This is a genomic window from Nonomuraea purpurea, assembly GCF_042650645.1.
Taxonomy (GTDB): domain Bacteria; phylum Actinomycetota; class Actinomycetes; order Streptosporangiales; family Streptosporangiaceae; genus Nonomuraea; species Nonomuraea purpurea.
Genome location: NZ_JBHSBI010000034.1, coordinates 90,999 through 116,172, shown reverse-complemented (window position 1 = coordinate 116,172; position 25,174 = coordinate 90,999). Strand labels below are relative to the sequence as shown.

General features: G+C 67.4%; 24 protein-coding genes. 15 read left to right on the top strand and 9 right to left on the bottom strand.

Going from position 1 to position 25,174, the window contains the following annotated elements:
- Positions 1–45 precede the first annotated feature (45 nt).
- Positions 46–1,038, bottom strand: a complete 993-nt coding sequence (locus ACFOY2_RS44995; protein ID WP_379534282.1) for a helix-turn-helix transcriptional regulator — start codon at positions 1,036–1,038, stop codon at positions 46–48.
- 106 nt (positions 1,039–1,144) lie between these two features.
- Between ACFOY2_RS44995 and ACFOY2_RS44990 the strand changes: the two genes are divergently transcribed.
- From ACFOY2_RS44990 to ACFOY2_RS44975, 4 genes are all read left to right on the top strand, one after another.
- On the top strand, positions 1,145–1,831 hold the full coding sequence (locus ACFOY2_RS44990) for an alpha/beta fold hydrolase (RefSeq protein ID WP_379534281.1): 687 nt from the start codon (positions 1,145–1,147) through the stop codon (positions 1,829–1,831).
- 89 nt (positions 1,832–1,920) lie between these two features.
- On the top strand, positions 1,921–2,823 hold the full coding sequence (locus tag ACFOY2_RS44985) for a sigma-70 family RNA polymerase sigma factor (RefSeq protein WP_379534280.1): 903 nt from the start codon (positions 1,921–1,923) through the stop codon (positions 2,821–2,823).
- 36 nt (positions 2,824–2,859) lie between these two features.
- Positions 2,860–3,315, top strand: coding sequence for a carboxymuconolactone decarboxylase family protein (locus ACFOY2_RS44980; protein WP_379534279.1), 456 nt, complete (start codon positions 2,860–2,862; stop codon positions 3,313–3,315).
- A 416-nt stretch (positions 3,316–3,731) separates the two neighbouring features.
- Complete coding sequence (locus ACFOY2_RS44975; RefSeq protein ID WP_379534278.1) at positions 3,732–4,325, top strand: NUDIX domain-containing protein; 594 nt, start codon at positions 3,732–3,734, stop codon at positions 4,323–4,325.
- A 102-nt stretch (positions 4,326–4,427) separates the two neighbouring features.
- On the opposite strand, the gene ACFOY2_RS44970 is transcribed toward ACFOY2_RS44975, so the two are convergent.
- The 3 genes from ACFOY2_RS44970 to ACFOY2_RS44960 all read right to left on the bottom strand — a co-directional run bounded on the left by ACFOY2_RS44970 (position 4,428) and on the right by ACFOY2_RS44960 (position 6,646).
- Entirely contained in the window at positions 4,428–5,585 is a 1,158-nt protein-coding gene (locus tag ACFOY2_RS44970; protein ID WP_379534277.1) for a PDZ domain-containing protein, read from the bottom strand.
- A gap of 89 nt (positions 5,586–5,674) precedes the next feature.
- Positions 5,675–6,118 (bottom strand): hypothetical protein, encoded by a 444-nt coding sequence (locus ACFOY2_RS44965; protein ID WP_379534276.1) that lies wholly within the window; start codon positions 6,116–6,118, stop codon positions 5,675–5,677.
- An 84-nt stretch (positions 6,119–6,202) separates the two neighbouring features.
- On the bottom strand, positions 6,203–6,646 hold the full coding sequence (locus tag ACFOY2_RS44960; protein WP_379534275.1) for a winged helix-turn-helix transcriptional regulator: 444 nt from the start codon (positions 6,644–6,646) through the stop codon (positions 6,203–6,205).
- Positions 6,647–6,776: 130 nt separating this feature from the next.
- On the opposite strand from ACFOY2_RS44960, the gene ACFOY2_RS44955 reads away from it, so the two are divergent.
- Entirely contained in the window at positions 6,777–7,649 is an 873-nt protein-coding gene (locus tag ACFOY2_RS44955; RefSeq protein WP_379534274.1) for an aldo/keto reductase family oxidoreductase, read from the top strand.
- A 179-nt stretch (positions 7,650–7,828) separates the two neighbouring features.
- On the opposite strand, the gene ACFOY2_RS44950 is transcribed toward ACFOY2_RS44955, so the two are convergent.
- From ACFOY2_RS44950 to ACFOY2_RS44935, 4 genes are all read right to left on the bottom strand, one after another.
- Positions 7,829–8,941 (bottom strand): winged helix DNA-binding domain-containing protein, encoded by a 1,113-nt coding sequence (locus tag ACFOY2_RS44950; protein ID WP_379534273.1) that lies wholly within the window; start codon positions 8,939–8,941, stop codon positions 7,829–7,831.
- A gap of 188 nt (positions 8,942–9,129) precedes the next feature.
- Positions 9,130–9,909, bottom strand: coding sequence for a class I SAM-dependent methyltransferase (locus tag ACFOY2_RS44945; RefSeq protein WP_379534272.1), 780 nt, complete (start codon positions 9,907–9,909; stop codon positions 9,130–9,132).
- A gap of 63 nt (positions 9,910–9,972) precedes the next feature.
- Positions 9,973–10,350, bottom strand: a complete 378-nt coding sequence (locus ACFOY2_RS44940) for a hypothetical protein (RefSeq protein WP_379534271.1) — start codon at positions 10,348–10,350, stop codon at positions 9,973–9,975.
- A 5-nt stretch (positions 10,351–10,355) separates the two neighbouring features.
- On the bottom strand, positions 10,356–11,000 hold the full coding sequence (locus ACFOY2_RS44935; protein ID WP_379534300.1) for a DNA alkylation repair protein: 645 nt from the start codon (positions 10,998–11,000) through the stop codon (positions 10,356–10,358).
- Positions 11,001–11,188: 188 nt separating this feature from the next.
- Between ACFOY2_RS44935 and ACFOY2_RS44930 the strand changes: the two genes are divergently transcribed.
- The 9 genes from ACFOY2_RS44930 to ACFOY2_RS44890 all read left to right on the top strand — a co-directional run bounded on the left by ACFOY2_RS44930 (position 11,189) and on the right by ACFOY2_RS44890 (position 21,656).
- Positions 11,189–11,716: a hypothetical protein gene (locus tag ACFOY2_RS44930; protein WP_379534270.1), complete on the top strand. Its 528-nt coding sequence runs from the start codon at positions 11,189–11,191 to the stop codon at positions 11,714–11,716.
- A gap of 97 nt (positions 11,717–11,813) precedes the next feature.
- Positions 11,814–12,341 carry an EF-hand domain-containing protein gene (locus ACFOY2_RS44925; RefSeq protein ID WP_379534269.1) on the top strand — a complete coding sequence of 176 codons (528 nt, stop codon included), beginning with the start codon at positions 11,814–11,816 and terminating at the stop codon, positions 12,339–12,341.
- A gap of 255 nt (positions 12,342–12,596) precedes the next feature.
- On the top strand, positions 12,597–14,648 hold the full coding sequence (locus tag ACFOY2_RS44920) for an OmpL47-type beta-barrel domain-containing protein (protein ID WP_379534268.1): 2,052 nt from the start codon (positions 12,597–12,599) through the stop codon (positions 14,646–14,648).
- Positions 14,649–14,785: 137 nt separating this feature from the next.
- Positions 14,786–17,098 carry a peptidase M6 gene (locus tag ACFOY2_RS44915; RefSeq protein WP_379534267.1) on the top strand — a complete coding sequence of 771 codons (2,313 nt, stop codon included), beginning with the start codon at positions 14,786–14,788 and terminating at the stop codon, positions 17,096–17,098.
- Positions 17,099–17,185: 87 nt separating this feature from the next.
- Positions 17,186–17,707, top strand: a complete 522-nt coding sequence (locus ACFOY2_RS44910) for a hypothetical protein (protein WP_379534266.1) — start codon at positions 17,186–17,188, stop codon at positions 17,705–17,707.
- 170 nt (positions 17,708–17,877) lie between these two features.
- A complete protein-coding gene (locus tag ACFOY2_RS44905) occupies positions 17,878–20,256 on the top strand; it encodes a sensor histidine kinase (RefSeq protein WP_379534265.1) in 2,379 nt (792 codons plus the stop codon).
- Positions 20,256–20,687, top strand: a complete 432-nt coding sequence (locus ACFOY2_RS44900) for a roadblock/LC7 domain-containing protein (protein WP_379534299.1) — start codon at positions 20,256–20,258, stop codon at positions 20,685–20,687. The genes ACFOY2_RS44905 and ACFOY2_RS44900 overlap by 1 nt, the downstream gene beginning before the upstream one ends.
- On the top strand, positions 20,684–21,082 hold the full coding sequence (locus ACFOY2_RS44895) for a DUF742 domain-containing protein (RefSeq protein ID WP_379534264.1): 399 nt from the start codon (positions 20,684–20,686) through the stop codon (positions 21,080–21,082). Before ACFOY2_RS44900 ends, ACFOY2_RS44895 begins: the two co-directional genes overlap by 4 nt.
- Positions 21,063–21,656 carry a GTP-binding protein gene (locus ACFOY2_RS44890; RefSeq protein WP_379534263.1) on the top strand — a complete coding sequence of 198 codons (594 nt, stop codon included), beginning with the start codon at positions 21,063–21,065 and terminating at the stop codon, positions 21,654–21,656. Before ACFOY2_RS44895 ends, ACFOY2_RS44890 begins: the two co-directional genes overlap by 20 nt.
- Here the strand turns inward: ACFOY2_RS44890 and ACFOY2_RS44885 are convergent.
- On the bottom strand, positions 21,638–23,851 hold the full coding sequence (locus ACFOY2_RS44885; protein WP_379534262.1) for a penicillin acylase family protein: 2,214 nt from the start codon (positions 23,849–23,851) through the stop codon (positions 21,638–21,640). The genes ACFOY2_RS44890 and ACFOY2_RS44885 overlap by 19 nt on opposite strands.
- A gap of 254 nt (positions 23,852–24,105) precedes the next feature.
- Here ACFOY2_RS44885 and ACFOY2_RS44880 point away from each other — a divergent pair, with 254 nt between their 5' ends.
- Positions 24,106–25,065: a 5'-nucleotidase C-terminal domain-containing protein gene (locus tag ACFOY2_RS44880; RefSeq protein ID WP_379534261.1), complete on the top strand. Its 960-nt coding sequence runs from the start codon at positions 24,106–24,108 to the stop codon at positions 25,063–25,065.
- The last annotated feature ends 109 nt before the right edge of the window (positions 25,066–25,174 follow it).

Below are 25,174 nucleotides of genomic sequence, written 5' to 3'. Positions count from 1 at the left end.
ACCGGTTATGGGCTCCACCTCGGAATTGTTCGCTCAGCCGCATCCCTAAAGTCGGCGGCCAGGGCGTGACGTCGTCCATGGGCTGGCCTCCAGGGCGGTGGCGAGACGTGAAGCGAGACTCGCGACGGCGGCACGCAGTTCCGGGCCGCCCTCGACGCGGAAGGGGAACGGCACGTTCGGCAGCCACTCCTGCGCGTACATCGTCGGATTGCTCGTGCTGCCGACGAGCACGCATCCGTCCCCCACCGGTTCGAGTCTTCCCATCGGCGGCCGGATCCAAGGAGCCACCTCGGTCAGGGGAGCGTCGAACACGACGCGCGTGGCGAATTCCCACCCGGTGCCCAGGTTCTCCTCCAGCGCCGCGACCGGGTCGAGGTCGTCGGGCGGCTCGAACGCGTGCGTAGTCCGCTGAACCTGGCGGACGCGGTCGACCCGGTAGGTGCGGACGGCGTCCGCGTGGTGGGAGTAGCACAGCAGGTACCAGCGCCCGTGACGGACGACGACCGCCCAGGGGTCCACCTCAGCCTCCCACTGGTTGCCGGACTCGCTCCGGTAGGCGACCACCACGCGCCGCCGGTCCGCGATGGCGGCCACGAGCGCGCTGGTGGTGGCGGGATCCGGACGGGCCGAGAACCGGTCGGGCGCCGCCGAGGCATACTCACGCAGCGCCGCCGCCTGCCGTCCGATGTTCTCGGGCAGGGCCCGGATGACCTTGCCCAGGGCGGCGCCGACGAGGTCGCCGACGTCGGTGGCCTCCGGCTGGCCGTTGAGCACCGCCATGACCAGGCCAAGCGCCTCGGGTTCTGTGAAGGCGACCGGAGGCAGCCGCGTCCCGCGCCCGAGCCGGTACCCGCCATACGGACCGCGGAGCGACTCGACGGGGATGCCCGCCTCGCGGAGGATCCCGACGTACCGGCGCGCGGCCCGCTCCGTGACGCCCAGACCAGCGGCGAGTTCGCCGGCCGTCACGCCAGGGCGGGCCTGGAGGATCTCCATGGCGCGCAGAGCTCGTGCGGTGGGACTGAGATCGGTCGGCACACGGGCATGTTACGAGGTCACGTAGTGAACAGGAAGTAGAACGTCCGGAATCGGTCCTAGCCTGACATCCTGACCGAGTTCCGTCACTGAAGAAAGAGATCTGACCATGGATATCCTGCTCATCGCCGGCCTGTGGCTCGACGGGTCCGCGTGGGACGAGGTCGCGCCCGTCCTACAGGAGCTCGGCCACCGTCCCATACCGATCGCCCTGCCCGGACAGGGTGACGGATCCGCCTCGGCCACTCTCGACGACCAGGTGGCAGCCGTGCTCGCCGCCGTGGAGTCGGCGTCAGGAAAGCCCATGGTGGTGGGGCATTCCGCCGCCTGCACCCTGGCCTGGCTGGCCGCCGACGCGTGCCCGGAGCGGGTCGCCAAGGTCGCGTTGATCGGCGGCTTCCCGGCCGCGGACGGGCAGCCCTACGCCGACTTCTTCGAGGTGAAGGACGGCGTCATGCCCTTCCCCGGCTGGGGTCCGTTCGAAGGACCTGACTCAGCTGACCTCGGCGAGGAGGCAAGGAGCGACTTCGCGTCCGCGGCGATTGCCGTCCCCGCCGGGGTGACGAAGGGCGTGGTACACATGACGGATGAGCGACGGTTCGACGTGCCCGTTCTCGTCGTGTGCCCCGAGTTCACCCCCGCCCAGGCTCAGGAGTGGATAGCCGCCGGTGACGTGCCCGAGCTGGCCAAGGCCAAACACCTTGACCTTGTGGACATCGACTCGGGCCACTGGCCCATGATCACACAGCCTGCCGAGCTCGCCCGGCTCCTGGCCGCCGCGGCCCCTGAGATCTGACAGTCGGCCACTCGCGTAACGCCCCCTGTCACATTCGGCGCCTTCGCGGGCTCATGTCCTTGAGCCTTGACGAGGGGATGATGTGACCGATGGAGGAGACCGAGTGGCTGGCCGAGCGTTTCGAGCAGCACCGGCCCCGGCTGCGGGCGGCGGCCTATCGGATGCTGGGTTCGATGGCCGAGGCCGATGACGCCGTCCAGGACGCCTGGCTGCGGCTCTGCCGGTCCGACGCGGACCAGATCGACAACTTCGGCGGCTGGCTGACTACTGTTGTGGCTCGGGAATGCCTGCACACGCTGCGTTCCCGGCGGCAGCGGCGGGAGGAGTCGCGCCTGCCCGAGCCGGTCGTGATCCCGGACAGTGATCTTGACCCCGAGCAGGAGGCGTTGCTGGCCGACTCGGTGGGGCTGGCCCTGCTCGTGGTGCTCGACCGGCTCAGTCCGGCCGAGCGGCTGGCGTTCGTGCTGCACGACATGTTCGAGCTGCCGTTCGACGAGATCGCCGGGATCGTGGGCCGTACGCCGGCCGCCGCGCGGCAGCTGGCCAGCCGGGCACGGCGCCGGGTGAACGGCGCCGAGATCCCATCGCCCGACCCGGATCTGGTGCGGCAGCGGCAGGTGGTCGACGCCTTCTACGCGGCCTCACGGGCCGGTGACTTCGACGCCCTGGTCCAGATCCTCGATCCCGATGTCGTCCTGACCTCCGACTTCGGGGCCGACGGGCAGCGTGTCGTCGTCCGCGGCGCGGTGGCCGTGGCCAACCAAGCCCGCGGCCCGCGCGGCGGGCGGCTGCAGCCTGTGCTGGTCAACGGCGTGGTCGGCGCGTTGATCACCGTCGACGACCAGCCGTTCGCTGTGCTGGTATTCACCGTCGCGGACGACCGGATCGTCGCTATCGACGGGCTCCGCGACCCCGAGCGGGTCCGCCAGTTCGCTGACGCCGCCGGGATTCCTCCTCCGCCTGTCACATCGCCGGCACGCGAGGGCTCATAGGGACGACAACATTTCCCCAGCACCATGGAGGACACCATGGGACCACGGATCCCCGACGCCAACGCACACCTGCCCGAGATCCAGGAGTTGGCCGGCCTGATCGTCAAGGCCACCGGCAACGGCTCGGTGCCGGCGACCACGACCAGCCTGGTCTACCTGCGTGCCGGCCAGATCGTCGGCAGCACCTACCAGGTGATGCGGCACTCGGTCGACCTGCGTAATGCGGGCGAGTCCGAGGCCAGGATCGCCGCCGTGGCGACCTGGCGGGACGCGCCGTACTTCACCGACGCAGAGCAGGCCGCGCTGGCGCTGACCGACGCCGTTTTCCAGCCTGGCGCGCGTGGCGAGGAACGGGTACCGGACGACCTGTACATCGAGGTCGCCAAGCACTACGACGACAAGGCGATGGCCACCCTGATGATGGTGCTCGCCTCGGCCGGCTTCTGGATGAACATCGCGCTCATCAACAAGCCGACACCCGTGGCGACCTGACCGCGGCGTCAGTCCGCGCGTTCCGCGTGCAGGTGCCACATCCTGGTTCTGATCGTGGGCGGGGATGTTCGACGATGGACATCCCCGCCCGGCCAAGCCGTTCGTCACCGATCTGCGCGACAGCCTCCGTGGTCAGAGCGACGGGGCGGTCGAGCTAGCTGACGCCTCGCGAGCCGGGCGGGAGCCGGCCGCGAGCGTCCTTCCTGGAACGTGCCTTCGGCCCGCAAGAAGGTCTTCCCATGGGGCGCTTCGCACAATGACCAACGGTGTGACGATCACCGTTGGCCGCCCCTGCCAGGTCAACCGAGCTCTATGAGTCTTTGGAGATCCCTGCGGAACGCCGAGCCGTGCCATCCGAACCCCGCCGACCCGAGCGCCACAGCGCCGTCCGTCCAACGGGGGGTAAGGTCTCGATCATGTCTGGCGACAGTTCGATGCGTGGCGGCTCCCGAGCCGCACGGCTCCGACACCAACTGGCCGAACAGTTTGCCGGCATCATCCCCTGGGACGAGGTAGAGGCCGCCCATGTGGCTACCGCCCTCAACTGGATATCCAGTGGCGCGCCCCTCTACCGAACACATGCGCCCGACATCCCGGACCCTCACCTCGTGACCTACAACGTGGTCCTCAACCCGAACGAAGAACTCTTGCTCGTCGACCACCGCAAAGCACGGCTCTGGTTGCCGAGCGGAGGACACGTCGAACCCGAGGAAGACACGTGGGAGACCGTCGAACGCGAGTGCCAAGAGGAACTCCATATACCCGCGCGCCCAACGTCAATAGCAGGGACGCGCCCCTTCTTCGCAACCGTCACCCGCACACGCGGCGAAAACATCCACACCGACGTAACGCTCTGGTTTCTCCTCGAGGCAGACACCATCGTGTCCTACGATCGAGAAGAATTCACCGCCATCAAGTGGCTGACACCCCGTGAGATCCTCAACGAGCCCGCTGAACGTCTCGACCCCCAGATGCATCGGTTCACCCGAAAACTCATGAACGCCCTTTAACTACGCGGGAGACTGGATGGGGATGCTCACGATCATGAAAGATCGCTCTCTGCCGGCCTGGAAGCAAAGCCGGGACACCCACCCATTGCCCGTCTGACTGGGTCAAAATGTTGGGCGTTGGCTCAGTTCCAAGGTCACGGTCCTTGCGGTGCCTTGCGTCATGACCTCCAGCTTGCACGGATCGCCTGGCTTGAATTTGGTCACCACCTGCTGCAGGACCGAGGCTTCCGGCGTTTGCGTGCCGTTCACGCTCACGATGATGTCGCCGGCCTTGATCCCTGCCTTGCCGGCGGGACCGTCCGCCGTCACGTTCCCGACGAGCGCGCCTATGGCGGAACCGTCGGCCCCGACTGCGTCGCTCACTTGGACCCCGAGGGCCGCCGGGCACCGCTTCTGTGTGCTTTGGCGGAGATCGTCGCTTCGCTGCTGCAGCATCATCTTGTCGGGCCCTGCGATCTGCGCTGTGACGAGAAGGTCCGCGGCCCTTTTGGCATGTGACCACGCGGCTTGGCAGTCGGACTCCAGGGGTGCCCAACGGAGTTCGGTGTCAATGATTGTCAAGTCCTTCTGCGCTTGGGTGGTGACCTGGTCGAAGTCCTTCCGATCGGTGAACGTGTTCTCAGCCCGCTGCATCTGGGCGCGACCCTGGTCGATTTTTCCCATCGTGAAGAAGATCTGGGCACGGAGCCTGACCGTGGCGGTGTATTCCAGGTAGTTCTTGGCCAGCGTCTCCGCCCTGACGGATATCTCCAGGGCGCGATTCGTCTCACCCGATTGGGCGAGTTGTGTGGCTACGACGTAGACCTCGGCAGAGGTGGCCAGATGGGGAACCCGGTCGAGAAGGTCGGCGGCCTGGCGGGCCAGCATGACGCGATCCGTGTTCAGGTTGCTGCTGATGATGTTGACGTAGTCAGGCGGATATGCCTTCCCGTCTTGCTGAGCGTTTCGGATCAGCTCCGCGTACTCACGCTCGATGGCGGTCAGTCTCTGGACCACACCATCCAGCTTCTCTATCCTCGCCTGGTCGCTCGACGCGGACAGGTCGATCCGCCCCACGACTGCGGACGCGATGGCGAGTACGACCGAGACGATTGCGATGATGTTGGACGTTTCCCGCCGCCACCACGGCTTGTTCTCGGCCGCTACTTTTTGTTCCAGCGCCGAGAGCCGCTCCAAGAGATCTGCGGCGTCATCCGGAGAGCGAGACACACGGAAGTTTTGGGTGGCATCAGCGGAATTGTCGTCGGATACATCCGGCATTTAACGATTTACCCATGAGGTAGACCGCGGACGCAAGATCATATCCGGGAGTGTGGCGGTGAGGAACCCAGCCTGCAGGCTCATTCCCTCTATTGCCATGGTGCGAGGTGGTGAACAGGGTCGTCTTCGGGTGAGAGTTCATGCCGGATGCGAGCGTAAGTCAAGCAGAACTGCACACATTTCTCCAGATGGAGAGTGGTGAACGGTTCCGAGGCCGTTCGCGTTGCATCCGGTCTGATGGTGTAACCGGTGTTCAGTACCTCATCGTCTGGGCCCTGGCTGTCGATCGAGCTGAATCGAAGTGGACCATCCGTGCCTTGCCATCCACCTGCAGCCTGCCATTCATAGCGCAACTCCAGACGCGCAGGCTTCGGACAGCGCCAGCGAAAGCGGCCGACGTCTATTCCGCCGGCGAGGTTGGCCCATGCGCTCCAGCCGCGGCCATCCGGCAGAAATCCCAGCCAGCTGGTCTCCATGGACCCAAGGTCATAGGGGCCGCTGTCCCAAAGACCTACCAGGTTCTCGCCGTACATGCCCGTCAGGGTGACATCGATGCAGCGGCACTACAAATGCATGATCGTCGTTCCATTAAGGGGATGGTTGGTTGGGTCAGGTCATCAAGGAGTGCGAGCGTCGTGCTTCTCGCGGTTGGCGAGGACCTGGTCCATGTGGGTCTGTGCCCAGTGCCTGAGGTCGCGTGTCAGGTGGTGGAGCGAGAGGCCGAGGTCGGTCAGCTCGTAGGTGACGGTGACGGGGACGGTTGGCGTCACGGTGCGGGTGAGTAGGCCGTCGCGTTCGAGTGCTCGTAGGGTCTGGGTCAGCATCTTCTGGCTGACTCCCGCCAGCAGGCGGGAGATCTCGGAGTAGCGCATCGCTCGTGCGGCATCCGATGCACCGGGCTGGTCAGACGTGTCGGCTGTGCCGCCGCCAAGTGCACACAGGATCAGGACGACCCACTTGTCCGAGATTCGGTTGAGGAGCTGGCGGCTGGGGCATGCCGCCAGGAATGCGTTGTACCCCGCCTTGGCCTGCGCCCTCTGGGCGGCCTTCGTCGTCGTCACTGATCTTGCCTTTCGCCTGTGGGTGAGTTACGCACTTCAGAGTGCCTACTTCCCCACGGGAAGTAGCTCTCCAATACTCGTCCAGGGAGGCCGAAGATGCCACCCACGGCGAGAAACGAAAGGCACGACGATGAACGCACCCACCACATCACTTCCCGGCGGCACCTGGACACTGGGCGACTCAACCATCACCCGGTTCGGCTACGGCGCGATGCAACTCGCCGGCCCGTGGGTCATGGGGCCTCCCGCCGACCATGACGGCGCCCTGGCCGTGTTGCGTGAGGCGGTCGCGGCCGGTATCACTCACGTTGACACCAGCGACGCGTACGGACCGCGCGTCACCAACGAGCTGATCCGTGAGGCTCTGCATCCCTACCCGGAGTCGCTGTTCATCGCCACCAAGGTGGGGGCGAACCGAGACGGGCAAGGCGGTTGGCCCACGGCCCGGCGACCCGAAGATCTGCGCAAGCAGGTCCACGAGAACCTTCAGTCCCTCGGGGTCGAAGCCCTCGATCTGGTCAACATGCGCATGGGCGATGCCGAAGGCCCCAAGCCCGGTTCGCTCGCTGAGGCGTTCGAGACGCTCGTCGAGCTCCAGCGAGAGGGTCTGATCCGTCACCTCGGGGTCAGCAACGTCACCACCGAGCAAGTCGCCGAGGCGCGAGGTATCGCGCCGATCGTGTGCGTGCAGAACATGTACAACGTCGCCTACCGCCACGACGACGACCTCATCGACCGGCTCGCCGCCGATGGCATCGCCTACGTGCCGTTCTTCCCGCTGGGGGGCTTCACGCCGCTACAGTCCGAGGCGCTTTCGGGGGTCGCGGTCCGGCTTGGGGCGACGCCGATGTCGATTGCGTTGGCCTGGCTGTTGCAGCGCTCACCGAACATCCTGCTCATCCCCGGCACATCATCGACAGCCCATCTGCGCGAGAACATCGTCGGCGCTGGGCTCTCCCTCTCCGATGAGGACGTGGCCGACCTGGAGAGTATCGGCCACTGAACGACATGCAGGCCGTGCCCGAGTCCAGCGACAGGCACGTCGCCACCCCTGGCGCGGGTTTCGCTTGCGCTGATCTGACTACTTTCTGCCGGCTCAACGAGCTCGGGCTCGCGGTGACGGCCCAACCAGGCCACTGCAAACTCCGAAGCTGGGCGAACCACCTTCGAGCGTGCGACGGGTCACGGCCAGCGCACCTCCGGGGCGCGTTCCACGAACTGCGCGTACTGCTCGAACGCCCGCTCAATCTCCGCCTGGTCGCTTTTGTGGAGCGTTACGAGCGGCTGAACGGCGATCCGCACCCGGCTCGTCGCGAGGGTGCGTTTCCAGGTGGCCACGACCCGGCCGGCGCGTACCACGGTGGACTGGAAGATCCCGTTGTTACCGGGGATGATGGCCGCCTTGTGCTCTTCGGCGACCATGAGCGAGCGGTCCTTGTAGCCCAGCAGATATTCGTCGAACCCCGGCAGCACGCGCACCTCGTCGTCACCGGCCGGGGGAGGGGCGGTGTCGAGGAGCGCGGCGTCGAGGTACGTCTCCACCCCGTGGACGGTCACCCGGGCCAGCGCGTCGCCGGCTACGGCGATGCCGCGTTTGGCGTCGGCCATGGTCAGGCCGGTCCAGCCCGCGAAGTCGTGCCGGGTGGTCGGCCCGTGGCCGCGGAAGTAACGCAGGGCGACGGTGCCCAGCGCCTCGTCGCGCTCTGGCCGATGCGGGTCGGGAACCCACTCGTCGAGCAGCACGAAGCTCTGCTCGTTGCCGATGTTGGGGGCGATGCACAGCAGGCCCCGCTGGCTGGCGTACCACAGCAGGTGGTAGCCGCGCTGGCCACTGGTGTCGATGCCCTTGCCGGCCAACACCGCCAGGCACTCCGACCGGCTCAGCCGCCCGCCGCCGGCCAGGGCCGCGCCCAGCACGTCCATGGCCTGAACGGCGGTCTCCTCCGAGAGTCCGAGTTGTTCGCGCCGCCGCGCCGCGCCGTTCAGCACCCGGACGCCCATCAGTTCGACCATCCAGCGGGCGTCGCGGGACGGGACGAAATGGATGGTGCCGCGCATCGGCCACGTGCGCAGCGCCTCACGCCGCTCCAGCGCGGCGGTGACGTCGGCGGCGGTGTATCCGGGCAGTCGCGCGCCGAACGACCACAGACCGCTGGCCAGGTCTTGCGCCTGCATCGCCCCGAGCCAGGTCACCACCTCGGCCACGCCCGTCGCCCGGTCGGCGCCGCCGGGGGACGCTCGAAGCAGCAGGCTGGACATCCGCAGGCCGAGCACCTGCTGGGGGGTGAGTTCCACTGATTATCGCCTCCTGGCGGTCACCGTATCCTTCGCCGCCGACAATCCCGCCGATGTGATCGCCGAATCACCTGGGTGACCGTCCATTCCGAGCACGGGGTGGCGTTGTCTCCCTGGCTGTCCCGCACACCCGAGACGATGTTCTCCAGTGCCCAGTACGATGCGCGCCCCCTTGTTCCAGCACAGCCTTATCCGTGAGCGATTGCCAGAAAGTGGGCACTGGCGTTGATCATCAGAGGGTCCTGCTCGGCGATACGCGCGCACTGAAGTGCCGCGTCCACAAGCCGGTCGAACTCTCCTTGTCCGGCAACGTCCAGAGCAGGCCAAGAAGGTCCTTCGATTCCGTACACCTGCACATCTCTCAGCCCTGCGGCCTGCACTTCGGCCCCCAATTCCGCCGCGGTGTGGAAGTGGGTGGGCATGAAGCCCACATGCCCGTCGTAGTGCCCTGTGGCGATGACATTCCTCACTGCGGAAGTCATCTCGGCAGTGAGTCGCCCGTTTGTGCCGGTCTCCATGAGAGACAGGTAGCGGCTGATGGCGGCGGCCACCACGAGACCCCCTGGACGCAGAACTCGCCGGGCTTCGGCAAGCGCCTGGGCACGGTCGGCCGCATCGGTCAGGTGGTAGAGCGGGCCGAGCAGCAGGACGACGTCCACGCTCTGGTCCGGGATGCTCAGCTGACGGGCGTCACCCAACTCCGCGGTGACGCCGGACAGGACTGCTGCGGCATCGACATGAGCGGGCACCGGATCGACCAGGTGCACGTCGTAGCCGTCCGCGGCCAGCCATTGCGCATGCACCCCCGCGCCACCGCCGACGTCGAGGATGCGCGCCGGAGGCGGCATCAACGTTCGCCTCAGCAGTTCTTGGGTGCGCTGATACTCCAGTCTGCCGTGCGGAGATCTTGTGAGGCGGGTGTTCTCGGAGGTCTCATTCGTGTAATGCTCCACGAGCTCTGTGTTCATGGGAATCATGGTGGCGACCGGATGCGCGCCGGTAAAGCGATTTGATCACCCGCGCGCGGGCCGCTACGGATGGCCGCCGGGCTCGTCCCGCACCTCATTCGGGTAGTGCCCGTAGTGCCTTTGACGCCGGCGCTCGACGTAGCCGATACCCATCATGCTCAACCCGGCGAAGGCGGCTACGCAGAGGTAGAAGAGCAAGTTAGACAGCGTGAAGGCGTATTTCCATCCCGTTGCGGCCCCGATCAGCAAGAAGATGCCGAAGAAACCGCCGACAGCAGCGCCGATGATCAGACCGAGGCGCACAGGATGGGTCGCAGAGAACCGCTGGGCGCGATCCGGCTCAGCATCACCTCCTAATGACGCATTTACTCGCCAGAACCGATCCGCAAGTAGCTTTGACAAGCGCACAGCGAACCCCTTTTCGTCCAGTGGGCGCTCCACCCTTGCTACTTGTCGTGTTGCCGGCGCACCATCTCGTTGATCCAGACGGGCGCGAACGGAGACGTGCAGCCCGGGGGAGTCGGGTAGTCCTTGAGCACTTCCAGGCGCTCACCGATGTCGATCGCACGGGCGCGGTGCTCGGTGTGTTCGATCCCGATCTGGGCCAGGCAGTGGTTCATCGCCCACTGCAGGCGATCCGGGGCGTCTTTCATCTCCGCCTCGATGACGTCGAGCAGTCCTGTGAGGTCGAGGATCTCGGGCTTCTTCGTCACGCGTTCGGTGGTCAGCGCCCAGCCGGCACTCGCGACCACGGGATCCGGATCGGCGGACCAGGCCAGGCGCAGCTCTTCGGAGTGCGGGTTCTTCTTCACCACGTAGTTCACGAGCCAGTCGTGCACCTTGGGCGTGCGCGCCTCGCGCACCATGGCGTTCAACTCGTCACGCTCGAACGCCTTCGGGCGGCAGATCAGGGTGGCCAGCAGTCTTGCCGCGGTGTCATTCGTCTCCCAGAGCCGGCACGCGAGTTCCTGCTGCGTTTTCAGCCGTTTCGCGAGCGCGCGCAGTTTGCCGAGGTTCACACCGTGATCGTCACCGTGTTTCTCGTTCACCGCGCGTGCCTTCGGGTCTTCGAGTTCGGCCAGCTCTGCCATCAACTCGGCCACCGTCGTCTCGGCCACCTCAGCCTCCTGTTCATCACGTGCGAGGTTCAGCCTACGACGGAAGTCGGCTTTTCTGCCGTGCACGCCGTTGGGGCGAACTCTACGAGAGAATGAGGACCCGTCTGCCGAGCCATAAAGCGATGGGCTGCCTCGCGCAGGACCGCCCACTTGGAGGCAACATGAGTGCCATATTCTCCCCGATCCCCGAGCTCAACCTCCTCAAGGAATTCGAGGACAGCCTGGACGGGGAGCCTTATTCCTACGGCTTCGAGCTGTTCGAGTACGGTTGCGTCTCTCCTCTCGGTCCCGAGCCGCCCGCCGAGTTGCGCGACCGGCTCATCCCGTTCGCCCAGGCAACGGCCTCGGGCTCCTTTTATGCCCTCTGGAAGCGAGACGGCGGCACGGACCTCGCCAGGTTGCCGGTGATCTTCTGCGGGGACGAGGGAGAGCTGTACATCGAAGCACGCGATCTACCTGAGCTGTTCCGCCTGCTCGCGGCCAAGGACGAAGGCGAGCCCGCCCATGGGGCCTATGTCGCGTGGCTGAAGCGCACCTTCGGACTTGCGCCCGCCGAGCGTCCGGCCGCCATCTACGATGCCGCGCTCGTCGAGTATGGGCGGGCCTTCGCTGACTGGTGGCTGACCTTCGAGGACGAAGATTCGATCATCGCTGATCTTCTGGACGAACTGGAGGAGCGCAACCTCTGAGTTTTCACGATACGTAACAGGTTCGTCACTCAACTGAGTATGGTCGGCCAACGGTGACCGCGGAAAACATGAAGTCTCCCGAAGAACGGAGGCGGATGTGGCCAGTGAGTTCCAGCGCAGAAAGGTCGTCGGAGTTTTCCGGGCGATGGATGTGGACGGGGACGGCCGGTTGACCGAGGCCGACTTCCAGGCGCTCGCCCGCCGTTGGATGGCCGTCGCCGGACCCGTGGATCCGCAGCGACTGGCCTGCCTCATGACCGGCTGGTGGACGGTACTCCAGTCCGCCTCCGACGCTGACGGCGACGACGCGATCACCATCGACGAGGTGCTTCACGTCGTCGAAGGTCTCGGTGACAGGGCGGACGCGGTCTTCGGCACCGCCGACGCGATGTTCGAGGCCATCGACCTCGACGGGGACGGCCTCATCTCCCGTTCGGAGTACGGCGCCCTCATCGAGACGTGGAACGGGACGCCCACGGCGACCGACGAGGTCTTCCCCCGCCTCGACCTGGACGGCGACGGCCACCTCACCCGCGAGGAGTTCCGCACCCACTGGACGGAGTTCTGGGCAGGCGACAACCCGAACGCCCCCGGAACCTACGTCTTCGGCGCGCTGGCGGAATAGCCGAGGGACCATTCCATCTTCCTGGTGCGGCAGGATCTCGGCGATGGTCAGCGGGATCCTGCCGGGCCGGCGGTGCGATGTGACGAGATCGGACCGCGCGGGGCCGCCGCCGGACACGCTTCGACAACGGTAGGTCGCAGGCGTCAATACTTCCGTCAGATGCGCCAGTGCATGATGCGCCCGCGCGGGATTAGATCATGCCGACACCTTCCATCACCGACCCCGTCACCCCTCCATGTATGGAATGGATTCGTCATGGCCGAGCGTCCCGCAGCCCTTGTCGCCCTCGGAACATTGGTCGCGACCGTCAGTGCGATCGGAGCTCTTCCCGCACAAGCCGCGACACCACCCCCACCCACGATCACCGTCGTCCTCCCGGCGAACGTCAATCTCGCCGGGGCAGGACTCGTCCCGGTCACGCTGCTGGGCGCGGCAGGCACGGATGCCACGGAGGTCGATCCGGCCACGGTCCGGTTAGGCACCGGCTCGCCGGTCGCCCGCGGCGACGGCGGCGGGTATCTCGCCTCCGCCGTCGACGCCGATCGCGACGGCCGGGCTGACCTCGTTCTGCATGTCGACAAGGAGAGTCTGACCCGCGCCGGGTTCGGCCCGGCCACCAAGGCGCTGACCGTGACCGGGTCCCTGCGCGACGGCCGGGACTTCGAGGCGTCCGGGCAGGTCACGTCCGAGGTCGCCCTTGAGGTCAAGTTCCGGGAGACGCTGCGGGTGCGCGGGACGAACCAGAGCCTGCGCAGCACCCGTGGCGAGAACCTGGAACCCGTCCGAACGGTCCTCGACCGTCATCGCGTCCGGTCCGTCACGCCGCTGCTGCCGAGCGTCTCGGTGGCCAGGCTGGACGACCTGAGCGCCAGGGCGAAGGCGCGCACCGGCGAGACGGTCCCCGACCTGGGCTCCTGGTACAGCGTCGTGCTGCCCGCCGACGTGGACGTGGACCAGGTGGTCGAGGACCTCCGATCGCTCCCCGAGGTGGCCTTCGCCTATCCGGCCCCCGACCTCGTCCCGCCGCCGGCATCGTCGACTCCGGACTTCACCGGGATGCAGGGGTACCAGCGGCCCGCGCCGCAGGGCGTCGACGCCGACTTCGCCCACCAGGACCCGCGTGCCCGCGGCGCCGGCATCAAGATCGTCGACCTGGAGTACGACTGGAACATGTCCCACGAGGACCTCCCGCTGGACGCGTCGAGCGACCTCGGCGGCTCGGTGTTCCCTCGGTACACGGGCTTCGCGGACGAGCACGGGACGGCGGTTTTCGGCGAACTGGTCGCCAAGGACAACGGGTACGGCGTGACGGGCGGCGTGCCGGAGGCGACGATGTTCGGCATCTCGCCGGTTCAGGCGCTGGCCGGTGGGGGCACCCGATGGAGTCCGGGAGCGGCGCTGGCCTATCTCGCGGGCCTCGGCGTCCTCGTCCCCGGAGACGCGGTCCTGCTGGAGCAGCAGACGGTGGGCCCGCTCGGCGGTACGAACTACGCGCCCCTGGAGTGGATACCATCGGTTTTCGATGCGATCCGGCTGCTCGACGGGCTCGGGGTCACCGTGGTGGAGACGGGCGGCAACGGCAACCAGAACGTCGACTCCGATCTGTACGTCCAGAACGGGATCAAGTGGTTCGACCGGAGTGTCCAGGACTCCGGTGCGATCCTGGCCGGAGCCGGTGGCGACACCGACCGTGAGCGGCTGGGCTTCTCCAACTTCGGCGCCAGGTTCGACCTGCAGGGCTGGGGACGCAACATCGTGACCTCGGGCGGCAACGGCAACCTGCAGGGCGGTGGCGACCCGGCGAACCTCAACGTCCGCTACACCAGGACGTTCGGCGGCACGTCCGGTGCCGGGCCGATCGTCACCGGAGCGGTGGTGGCCGTCCAGTCCTACCTGAAGGCCACCGGCCAGGCTCCGTGGAGCGCCGCGCGGATCGCCGACCTGCTGAAGCGCACGGGCACCCCGCAGGGCTCCGTCACCGCGGCAGAGCACATCGGCCCCCTGCCCGACCTCGAGGCGGCGCTGAAAGCGATCGAGGTCGACCCGCCCACCACCGAGGCGAAGCTGACCCAGCGCGTTCCTGACCAGGGCGACAGATACGTCAACCCCGTCGTCACACTCACGGCGGCCGACGGCTGGGGCTCGGGCGTGACCAGGACCCAGTACCGGCTCGACGGCGGGAAGTGGAAGACCTACAGCGAGCCGTTCCGGGTTCTCGACAAGGGCGCGCACACGATCGCCTTCCGCTCCACCGACGCCAACGGAAACCAGGAGGAGACCCGGTCGTTGTCCTTCCAGAACCGGTGACTCCAGAACGGCGTGATCAGCCAATCCCGACAGACGTCGGGACGGCCGGCAGAGGGCTCTCATCATCTGCATGGTGACGAGAACGCCTTCGGACCGTAGTTTCCGCCTCGGCAGGTTCGTTAGGAAGGTGGGTTTTTGTGCTTTTGAACCGCGGCCGCCGTTCATCCCGACGATTGTCGGCCAAGACCCTGACCGTGTTCTGCGTCCTCGTGCTCGGCTTGTCCCTGAACATGACGCAGACCAGCCAGGCCACCACCGCGGCGTGGGACGCTCCCGCGATGCAGCCGATCGACCCGCAGCGGGTGCAGGACCAGCAGGACATGACCTGGCAGGACTACAAGCCGATTCCCGGGGTGAACTGGGCCACCAACGGCGCGGTTCCGACCGATCGCGCGCTTCGGGTGGCGCTCGTCGCGGTCGACTTTCCCGACCAGCCGTTCGTGATCACCAAGCCGAAGCAGTCGGACCCGTTCGGCAACCCGCAGATCGACCCCGTCACCCGGGACAAGGTCGCGCAGTTCTATGCCGACTTTTTCAACAAGCCGAGCCCGGTGAACAACTATCAGACCATCAACGGGTACTGGATGGAGCAGAGCGGCGGCAGGCTCGGCGTCTCGTCGGTGACGGCTTTCGGGCCGTACCGGATGCCGAAGAACTCCTCCCAGTACGGCCTCAACGACATCGGCCAGGAACGCCAGCAGGGCTGCCCCGGTCAGACCACGGTGGCCGGGAACCAAGCCGACGTGAGCACCATCGCGGTGGAGTCGACCACGTTCCTCAAGGTCGGCGACCTCATCACGATCGCGGGCGTCTCCCCGTCCGGGCAGCGGGTCGTCACCGCCATCCCCGACGACACCCACCTCACCCTCGACGCGACGGTGACGGTCACCGACAAGGCCGGCATCAACAACTGCGCGGGAACCCGCCTGGAGACCGACGCCGACAAGCTCTGGCACGAGGACGCCGACTGCACCCGCAACTGCGGCTACGACGTGGTCCTGCGGATCTACGCCGGCTACGACGAGACCTCGGTGTGGCAGGAGTTCGGCGAGATGAAGTTCAACTCGCCGCAGGACGTGCCCCGGGAGGTCTGGGGCAACCCGAACCCGGCGCTGCCCAACTCGGTGCCCAGCCGGTACGTCCCCTGGACCTCCTGGCTCGCGGGCTCGCAACTGTGGGGCCAGTCGACGGTGCGGCAGGGCGAAAGTTCCGGCACGATCACGCACGAGCTGAGCCACTTCTTCTTCAGCATCGGCGACAACAACAACAATCCGTACGTGCAGCCGTATCACCGGGCGGGGTCGGGGCCGTGGGACATGATGGATCGGGGCTCGTTCAACGGGCCGGGCGGTCCGCACAACCGCTGGCGGGTGCCGGCGCAGCAGGGCGCCTCGATGGGGGCCGAGCAGACGCTGCGGAACAAGATAGGGATGGGCTTCGTGCCCTACTCCTCGGTGCTGCGGCTCAACCGCGACGGGCTCGCCAAGTCCGGCCTCGCGGTCGTGGACGTGATCGCCAGGGCGGTGAACGCGAGTCCGCTGCCGAAGGGCACCCGGGCGGGTGTCCAGGTGCTGCTGGACGGATCCGCGCCGATCGACCGTTCGCCGGCCTGCGACGTCAACGCCAACCCGCTGTGCGACGGCGGCGGCCCCTCCGGCGGGTGGAGCAACTACACCCTTGAGACGGTTCAGCGGATCGGGTACGGCTCGTTCCAGCCGGACAACGGCGTGATGATCGCCAAGAACAAGGCATACGAGCCGGGAGGCGACGGCAAGGAGGGCGCGACCTGCGGCTACAACTGTTTCACGTGGGTGGTGGACGCGCATCCCGAAGACATCGGCATGCTGGACTACAAGCGGCCTGACGGCACCGAGGTGATGCGCACGATCGGCGACTACCGGCAGCTCAATGACGCGCTCTTCCACGCGGGAACGAACTCGGGCTCGAAGAACGAGTACGTCGACACCGCCAACGGCCTGCACTTCTCCATCGTGAACACCTACAAGGACGCCAAGGGCCTGCTGCACTACGTCATCGGCGTGCGGAACCCGGCGGGCGCAGGACCGCAGCAGCGCGGCGTGGCGGTCGGCAAGGGCACGCCCGGAGGCAAGGCCCCCGCACGTGCCACCACCTGCTCGTTCCGGTTGACCAACACCGGCAAGGACGCGGCCACGGATCCGGCGCTGCACCCGCAGGACGAACGAGCTCACCTGCGCAACGACATCTACCGGCTGTCGACCTCGGCCACGGGCGCGGGCTGGTCGGCGAACCTGCCCAACAACCTGACCACGGCCGCGTTCGGCCAGTCCGTCGACGTCCCGGTCCACGTGACCCGTACACCGGGCAGCGCCCACTCCGCCACGATCCGGCTCACCGCGACCTCGGTGAGCGATCCGGGAAAGACGACCACCTCCACCTGCAAGGTGAATACCCAGGACACCACCCACTGACCAGCTGACCCCTACGCTCGCCCCGGCCCGGCCCCCGCCGGCCGGGGCGAGCGCCTTCGACGCACACGGTCGTCTATGGTGGCCGGCGTGACCGATCGGGTGCGCAGCTATCGATACGTCGGACCGGCCGAGGTGAAGGCGGCGGTCCAGCCTGACGGCAAGGGCCAGTCGATCCGTTCGAGGGCCGACCTCGACGGGTGGATGGCCGAGCGACCGGCGGAGGAGTTGGCTGAGCCGTTCACCTTCGTGGTGGACACGGATGGTGTGTTGCGGCTGGCTCCGCGCCGGAGTGAGCATGTCGCATGCGCGGGCGGCGGTCTCGTTCTGAGCGCGGGCGAGATCTCGTTCGGCCGTGTGGGTGGTGGGTGGGAGGTCCGTGAGGTGAGCAACCACTCCACCGGGTACTGTCCGGACACCACGTCATGGCCGGCGGTCGCTGAGGCTTTGGGGCAGGTGGGTCTGGACCATCCGTCCGGCTTCACGCAACAGGTGGTCTTCCGGCGTTGCACCACCTGTCAAGAGGCCGGCATCGTGCGGGAGGACGACTACGTCTGCGTCTTCTGCGGGAGCGACCTGCCGGCCACGTGGAACGTGGATCCCCGCGATTAGGACAGTACGTCCGGTGAGATGATCGCATGCGGGCCCGATCCCACGCGCGAAGCTTTGCCCGGTCAGGCGGGTGAGGCCGGGGGTTTCGGCTCAACTGCCGTATGGCTACTATCAGGCACCAATCGCCTACATGGGTAGATGCACCGATTGGTGAGGAGAGTGTCCTGCACGTGGCTGGATTGGGCAGGCTGGTCGGGCGTCGGCGAACGAAGACGGTGGGCGGCGGGCCGGTGCGGGACGGGGCGCGGCGGCTGGCCGGTATGCGGCGGTTGCCGTTGCGTACCGTGCTGCTCATCGTCGTGTTCGTGCCGAGCCTGACCTTCACCCCGCTGCTGGCTTCTGGCATGTTCCAGCTTTCCAGCCAGTGGCGGGAGGAGAAGGCCCAGATGGATCTGGCCACCGACACCGTCGGCGGGCCGGCAGCGGACTTGTTCTTCAGCCTTGACCAGGAGCGACGGCTCACCGCGGAGAGGCAGGCCAGCCCGCGTAGCGCCGCCTTCCGTGACAAGCTGGCCGAGCAGCGCGCGGTGACCGACCAGGCCGTGAACGCCTTCCGTCCCCTGACAGGCGTGGACGCCGCCGACGGGCAGGAGGGGCTCACCGACGCCATCGTCGAGACCGAACGCCGGCTCGGCCTCCTCGACGAGCAGCGCCGCGCGGTGGACGCGGGTTTGTCCGGCACGCAGAAGGCGTTCGACTTCTACACCGGGGTCATCGAGTCGAACCTCGGCGTGTTGACCGTCCTCAGCAACACCGATGAGGGCGATGTGAACAGCAAGTCGCAGACGCTGGTCGACCTCTACTGGGTCATCGACCTGATCGGCCGCGAGGACGCCGTCCTGGCCCGCGGCTGGATGAAGGGGCGCCTGACGAGGGACGAGTACGGCCTGGTCATCGACGCGATCGGCACCAGGAAGCACCTGCTGCGATCCCGGGTGATCCCCAGTCTCACCGGTGACGAGACCCGGTACAGGACGCTGATGACCAGCGACGCCTGGCGGAGTGTGAACGCGCTGGAAGAGCGGTTGGTCGCCTTGGGGAGCAACCAGGTGATACTGCGCGGGGACAGCGCCAAGTGGCGCTCCTCGGTGGAGACGGTCACCGCGCAGGTGCGGGAGCTGCTCCGCCTCCGGCTCGAGAACGTCAGCAAGATCGGCTACGGCCACGCCGACATGCTCTTCGTCATCTTCGTCAGCGTCACCAGCGTGGGTCTGCTCGCCCTGGGCCTGGTGATCTTCACGAGCTGGCGTCTCACCTCCATTCTCCGCCGGCGCATCCTCCACCTGCGCGAGGAGGCCCAGGAACTCCAGGAGCGGCTGCCCAAGGTGGTCGCCCGGCTGGAGCGCGGCGAAGACGTCGACGTGGACGCGGAGGTGCACCTGGTCGAGCCCACCCCCGACGAGCTCGGCGAGCTCGGGCAGGCACTCAACCTGGCCAGCCGCAGCGCCGTCCACACCGCCGTGCGGCAGGCGGAACAGCATCGCGGCTTCCAGCGCATGCTCCAGCGCATCGCCCGCCGTACGCAGATTCTCATCGGCCTGCAGTTGAAGAAGCTCGACGAGCTGGAGCGCAAGCACGAGGACCCCGAGGTGCTGGAGGGCCTGTTCGACCTGGACCATCTGACCGCCCGGCTGCGCCGCTACGAGGAGAACCTGGTGATCCTCGGCGGCGGGCAGCCGCAGCGCCGCTGGCGCAAGCCCGTGAAACTGCTCGACGTGCTGCGCGCCGCGCAGGGCGAGGTGCAGGACTACCGGCGGATCGTGATCGACGTCGAGGGCGAGCCGTGGGTGGCGGAACGTGCCGTGGGACCGCTGGTCCACGTCCTGGCGGAGCTGATGGAGAACGCCACCACCTTCTCCAAGCCGCTGACCCCCGTCGAGGTGCGGGCCGCACCGGTCAGCCGGGGCGTCGCCGTGGAGATCGAGGACCGCGGCCTGGGCATGGAGTCCGGGCAGTACGCGGCCGCCAACGCCCTGATGAAGTCGCCGCCCCGGCTCGACGTGATGACCCACGCCGACGACGTGCGGCTCGGCCTGTACGTGGTCGCCCGGCTCTCCGCGGGCCTGGGCCTGCAGGTGGAGCTGCGGCCGTCGGCCTTCGGCGGCACCCGGGTCATCGTGCTGCTCCCGGAGGCGGTGGTGGTGGAGCGTCCCCAGGCCGTACCCGAGGAGGTCGCCACCGGCCCCCGGGACGCGCAGTTGCCGGCTCGGTCAAGGGGACGCGCGATGGCATCCGTGACATCATCTGCTGGGGACAAAGCTCCGCGAAACAGCGCGCCCTCGGACGATACGCCCAGGTCGTCCGACCGCCGGCCGCTGCCGCAGCGGGTGCGCCAGGCCAGCCTGGTCACCGAGCTCAAAGTCCCGGCAGACAGGGATGAACAGATCGAACGGGAGACATGGGCCGTACGCGACCAGCCAGGCCGATCGAGTGCGGTGATCGGCGCGTTCCAGCGGCAGTCCCGCAAACGCAGGACCGGTGACGACGCCTCGCAGCCCCGGCCGGACGCATCCCCCGAGCCCGGCTCCCCTACCACGGAAGATCGATGATGACGCAGCGAACCACCGCCACCAACACCGACCTGGACTGGCTCCTGGACGGCCTGGTCGACCAGGTCGCGGGCACCCGGCACGCCATCGTGCTGTCCGACGACGGCCTGGTGATCAGCCGGTCCAGGAGCATCGAACGCGCTGATGCCGAACGTCTGGCCGCGATCGCCACCGGCCAGCAGAGCCTGGCCCGCGGGGTCGGGCAGCTCTTCAGCGGCGGACTGGTCCACCAGGTCATCATCGAGATGGCCGAGCTGTGGTTGTTCATCACGGCGGCGGGCCGCGGCACGCATCTGGCCGTGGTCGCCTCCCAGGAGGTCGACGCCGAGCTGATGACCGAGGCGATGCACACCCTGATCCAGCAGGTCGGCCTGAAGCTCGGGACCGGCTCGCGTACCCCGCAGACCGAGGACGTGGGGAGACACGGATGAAACACTGGACGGACGGCTTCGACGACGATGACGCCGACGAGCCGCTTGTCCGTCCCTACACGATCACCGGCGGACGAACCACCTCCGAGCGGGACGACCTCACGCTGATCACCCTGGTGACGGCGATTTCCGAGGTCTCTTCTGAGGCCGGGCGCGGCATGAGAAGGATGCAGCCGGAGCACCGTGCCGTCCTCGCTCTGTGCGAGCGGCCTCTGGCAGTGGCCGAGGTCGCCGCCGCGCTGAACCTCCCGGTGTCCGTGACCAAGATCCTCATCGGCGATCTGGTCGAGGCCGGCCAGGTACGGGCCCGGCCGCCGCTGGCTTTCGCGAAGGCGGGCGGCATGCCCGACATGGCAATCCTTGAGGCGGTGAGGGATGGCTTACGCAAACTCTGACCAAGCCGCTCCCCTGGCAGTGAAGATCCTCATCGCCGGTGGTTTCGGCGTCGGGAAGACGACCCTGGTCGGCGCGGTGAGCGAGGTCGCCCCCCTGCGTACGGAGGAGTACCTGACCCACGCCAGCGTCGGCGTCGACGACCTCGACGGAGTGGGCGGCAAGTCCACCACCACCGTCGCGCTGGACTTCGGCCGCATCACCATCAGCGCCGAACTGGTGCTCTACCTGTTCGGCACCCCCGGGCAGGAACGTTTCTGGTTCATGTGGAACGACCTGGTCAACGGGGCGATGGGCGCGGTCGTCCTGGTCGACACCCGCAGGCTGGACGTGAGCTTCGCCTCGATCGACTTCTTCGAGAGCCGCGGCATCCCCTTCGTCGTCGGCGTCAACTGCTTCCACGGCGTCAGGGACCGGACGGAAGAGGAGATCCGCAAGGCGCTCGATCTCGATCCGCAGGTGCCGTTGATGCTCTGTGACGCCCGCGACCGTCAGGCGGGACGCGATGTGCTGCTCGCGCTCATCGACCACCTGATGGCCGCCCAGTCCCACGATGCTCATCTGCCTGGCCGGTAACTGCGCTCGACGTGGCCCTTGAGCTCGTCGGGATAGAAGTAGACGGGCCGCAGGTCGCCGTTGGCGTAGCGTTCTGCCTGGTCGTTGAAGTGCGGAGAGTCGGGATGCCCGCTCGCGCCGCCCGCCGTCACCGCCCAGGCGCGCACCTTCGGCCCGAACTCCACGACCGCCACGAAGCTGTTGCCGCTGGTGCCGTAATAACGCTTGGTTCCCGGGTAGCGCCTCGCCCCGAACGAGGCGAGGGAGCCCCACTGCGCGGAGGTGAAAGGCACCGGGATGCTCGGCTTGGCGTCGTCGAACTTCTGGACGATCGCACCGTCGTTGCGCTGGAAGCGGTTGATCTCCCGCCAGGGCACCTGCCAGCCGCCGAAGTCCTGCCTCAGCCGGTCCACCGCTTCGCCGAGCGCCGTGAGCCGCTGCGCGTCGGTGGCGCGCTCGGCCATGTAGTCCCACACCGACAGGCCCGCGTCCCTCGCGCTCTGGGCGCAGACCGCCCAGAGCGCCTCGCCCCAGAACACGGCCAGCGACGTCGCGGTCGAGTCCGCGCCCCAGCGGTGGTCCCAGTCGCGCAGCAGGCCGATCGGGCCGGCGAGCCGCGCCTTTTGCTGGTCGTCCTCGGGCAACTTGTCCCACGCCGTGACGAGGCCCGGCACGAGCCGGGCGAAGGCGGTGAGGTAGGGGTCGAAGGCGGCCGCGATCAGCGTCTGCGGGGTGAAGTCGTCGCGCGAGGTCAGCATCCGGATCGCCTGCGGGCCGCGCGGGTTCTCGCCGGCCTGGTCGAAATAGCGTGGATGATCGGCGGCCTTGGGGCTGTCCGAGCCGGCGGCGGTCCAGGGCCAGTTGTTGGTGTTGAACGTCCAGCCGGTCTTCGGATTCACCGCCTGCGGCAGGCTCTTGAGGCTGTGCGACCCGCGCCAGTCGGTCGCAGGATCGCTGCCGTCGACGGGCCTGCGATAGTCGAAACGATCGTCGCGGACCGGCATGAACTGCGGCATCAGGAAGGCGATCTCGCCCTTCGAGTCGGCGAACAGCGTGTTGTTCGAGCTGTTGGCCTTGAAGCCCGCCACATCCAGGTAGCCCGCGTAATCGCGCGCCTTGGTGCGCAGGAAGCTCTGCTGCAGCGCCTCGACGGGCTTGTTCATCAGCGCGAACGCGATCCACTTGCCGTCCGCCTCGCGGACGATCGGGCCGTGATGCGTGGCGAAGGTGGTGAAGCCGCGCTGCGCCTGCCGGCCGTCCGCGGTGCGGTAGGACAGCGTGATCGTCTTCGTCTTCACCGGCCGCAGCGCGTTGCCGTAGCGGTAGGAACGGCGGCCGTCGGCCCCGGTGACGATCGTTTCTGCGAACTCGTCGACGTTGTCGACGCCGCTGGAGGTGTGCATCCAGCCCGCGTTCGCGTTGAAGCCCTGGTAGATGAAGAACTGCCCCCAGGTGGCGGCGCCGTAGGCGTTGAGCCCTTCGCTGCTCGTCACATGCTGCTCGGAGCGGAAGAAGAAGCTGGTGTGCGGGTTGATCAGCAGCAGCGCGTGGCCGTCGCGTGTGCGGTTCGGCGCGATCGCCATGCCGTTGGAGCCTCTGGGCTCGCTGAACAGCACCTCGCGCTCCGCGTCGGTCATCGGCACCCTGCGTTCGCCGTAGAAGGACTCGAGCTGGGTGAGCGGCACCCGCTCGATGTCGCCGCCGATGCTGCCTTCCGAGAAACTCAGCGCCATCCACGGCTCGAACCGCGTGATCACGCGCGGACGCACGCCGGGGTGCGTCGCGAGATAGAAGTTCAGTCCATCGGCCCAGGCCACCATCAGCTTGCGCAACCAGGCGGGGCTCTTGGCGTAATCACGCTTCAGCCCCTCGGGATCGACGAACAGCCGCTGGCGCAGGTCCTGCCAGATCGCGCTCTCGCCCTCGGCCTCGGCGAGGCGGCCCAGGCTGACGAGGTAGTTGGTCTCGATCCGGTTGAAGTCGTCCTCGGCCTGGGCGTAGATCATCCCGAACACCGCGTCGGCGTCGGTCCTGCCCACCACGTGCGGGATGCCCCAGTCATCACGCGTGATCGTCACGCGTGCCGCCTGCTCGTGCCAGCGGGCGAGATCGGGTAAGGGCTGTGCGGTGGCGGGCGGCAGCCCCACCGAGACGGTTCCGATGGCCAGCCCGGCTGCTCCGCCCAGGACACGACGCCGGGTCAGTGGGTGGTTCATGAGGGGGGTCCACCTTTCTCGGGGGTCAGGAGCTCTGCGTGGGACGGCGACGATCGACTCCCCGGGCGGCTGATGATCAACCTGCTCCAAAAGGAGTACCACCCGTCCGGCAATGCGGCAATAGAGATCCCCGAGCGTCGGCGTTTTCCGCCCGCGGGATTGTCGGTCGGTCCGGCTAGGTTTCCTGTCGCGGATCTACAGAGAGGAATAGCGTGGACTTATCAAGCAGGACTGGGCGCCGAATCGGAGGGCTGATGGGCGTTGTCGTCCTGGCGTCCGGTGCCTTTGTCCCGGCGGCGGCGCACGCCGTCCCGAACCAGGCCGTTTCCGCTACGCGTGATTCGGCCCAGAACTCCGTGCAGAAGGCCACCATCTTCTTCGAGCGGACCACCGCCACGAAGTGCCCGCTGACCTTCAAAATCCACGGTTCCTTCGAGGGGATTCCCGCCGACAGGCGGCTCATCCAGTATCGCCTCGTCGGCACCGAGGAGTGGAAGGCCATCAAGGCGCCGGCCGACCACGGCGGCTCGTTCACCGCCGTGCTGGAGACGCTCGACTGGGACCGGGAGACGGGCAAGACCTCGGTCCAGATCGAGCTCAAGCAGCCCGACGGCCTGGTGTCCAACACTCTCTACTACTTCGAGTGCGGTTGGCCGGGCGGGGAGGAAACGTTCGGCGCGACCGCCGAGGACATCGCGCTGACCTCCAGCGGCGGCCCGCTGGCCGAACTGGTCGCCGACGCCTACCTCGACTCCGTCCAGGCCGCCTCCGGCGCCGAAGCCGCACTCGTCGGCAGGCACGGGTTCTTCACGGGCCTGAACGCGGGGCCGGTCACCTACCAGGAACTGTGGGACACCCAGCCGGCCGGGCTCGCCGTGGACGTGAACGCGGTGACCGTCGCGCAGCTCAAGAAGGTGCTGGCGGCTCCGAACCCCAAGGGCTGGGTGCTGACGCCCTCGGCCTCGCTTCGCTACACGCTGGAGGGCGGGGCCGTCACCGAAATGACGCTGAACGGCGTTCCGGTGACCGACGACCAGGTGATCAAGGTCGCGGCCAACTACGTTCTGGTGGCCGGTGATCTGGGCTACCCGAAATGGGAGGGAAGCACCACCGTCTATCGTGGCGGGCCGGACGACCGAGGCGCGCTGGCGTCTTACATCGTGAAGAACTCACCGGTCAAGGCGCCGTTAGGAGACCGCGTCACCATTCGATGAGCAACGAGCTGATCGCCGGGGGGGAAGACGTTCCGCCCGGCGATTCGCCGTCACCCGGAATAACGTGCATCTCCTGTGGCAGGAGTGGCCGGAAAATCGTTCGCTCTTC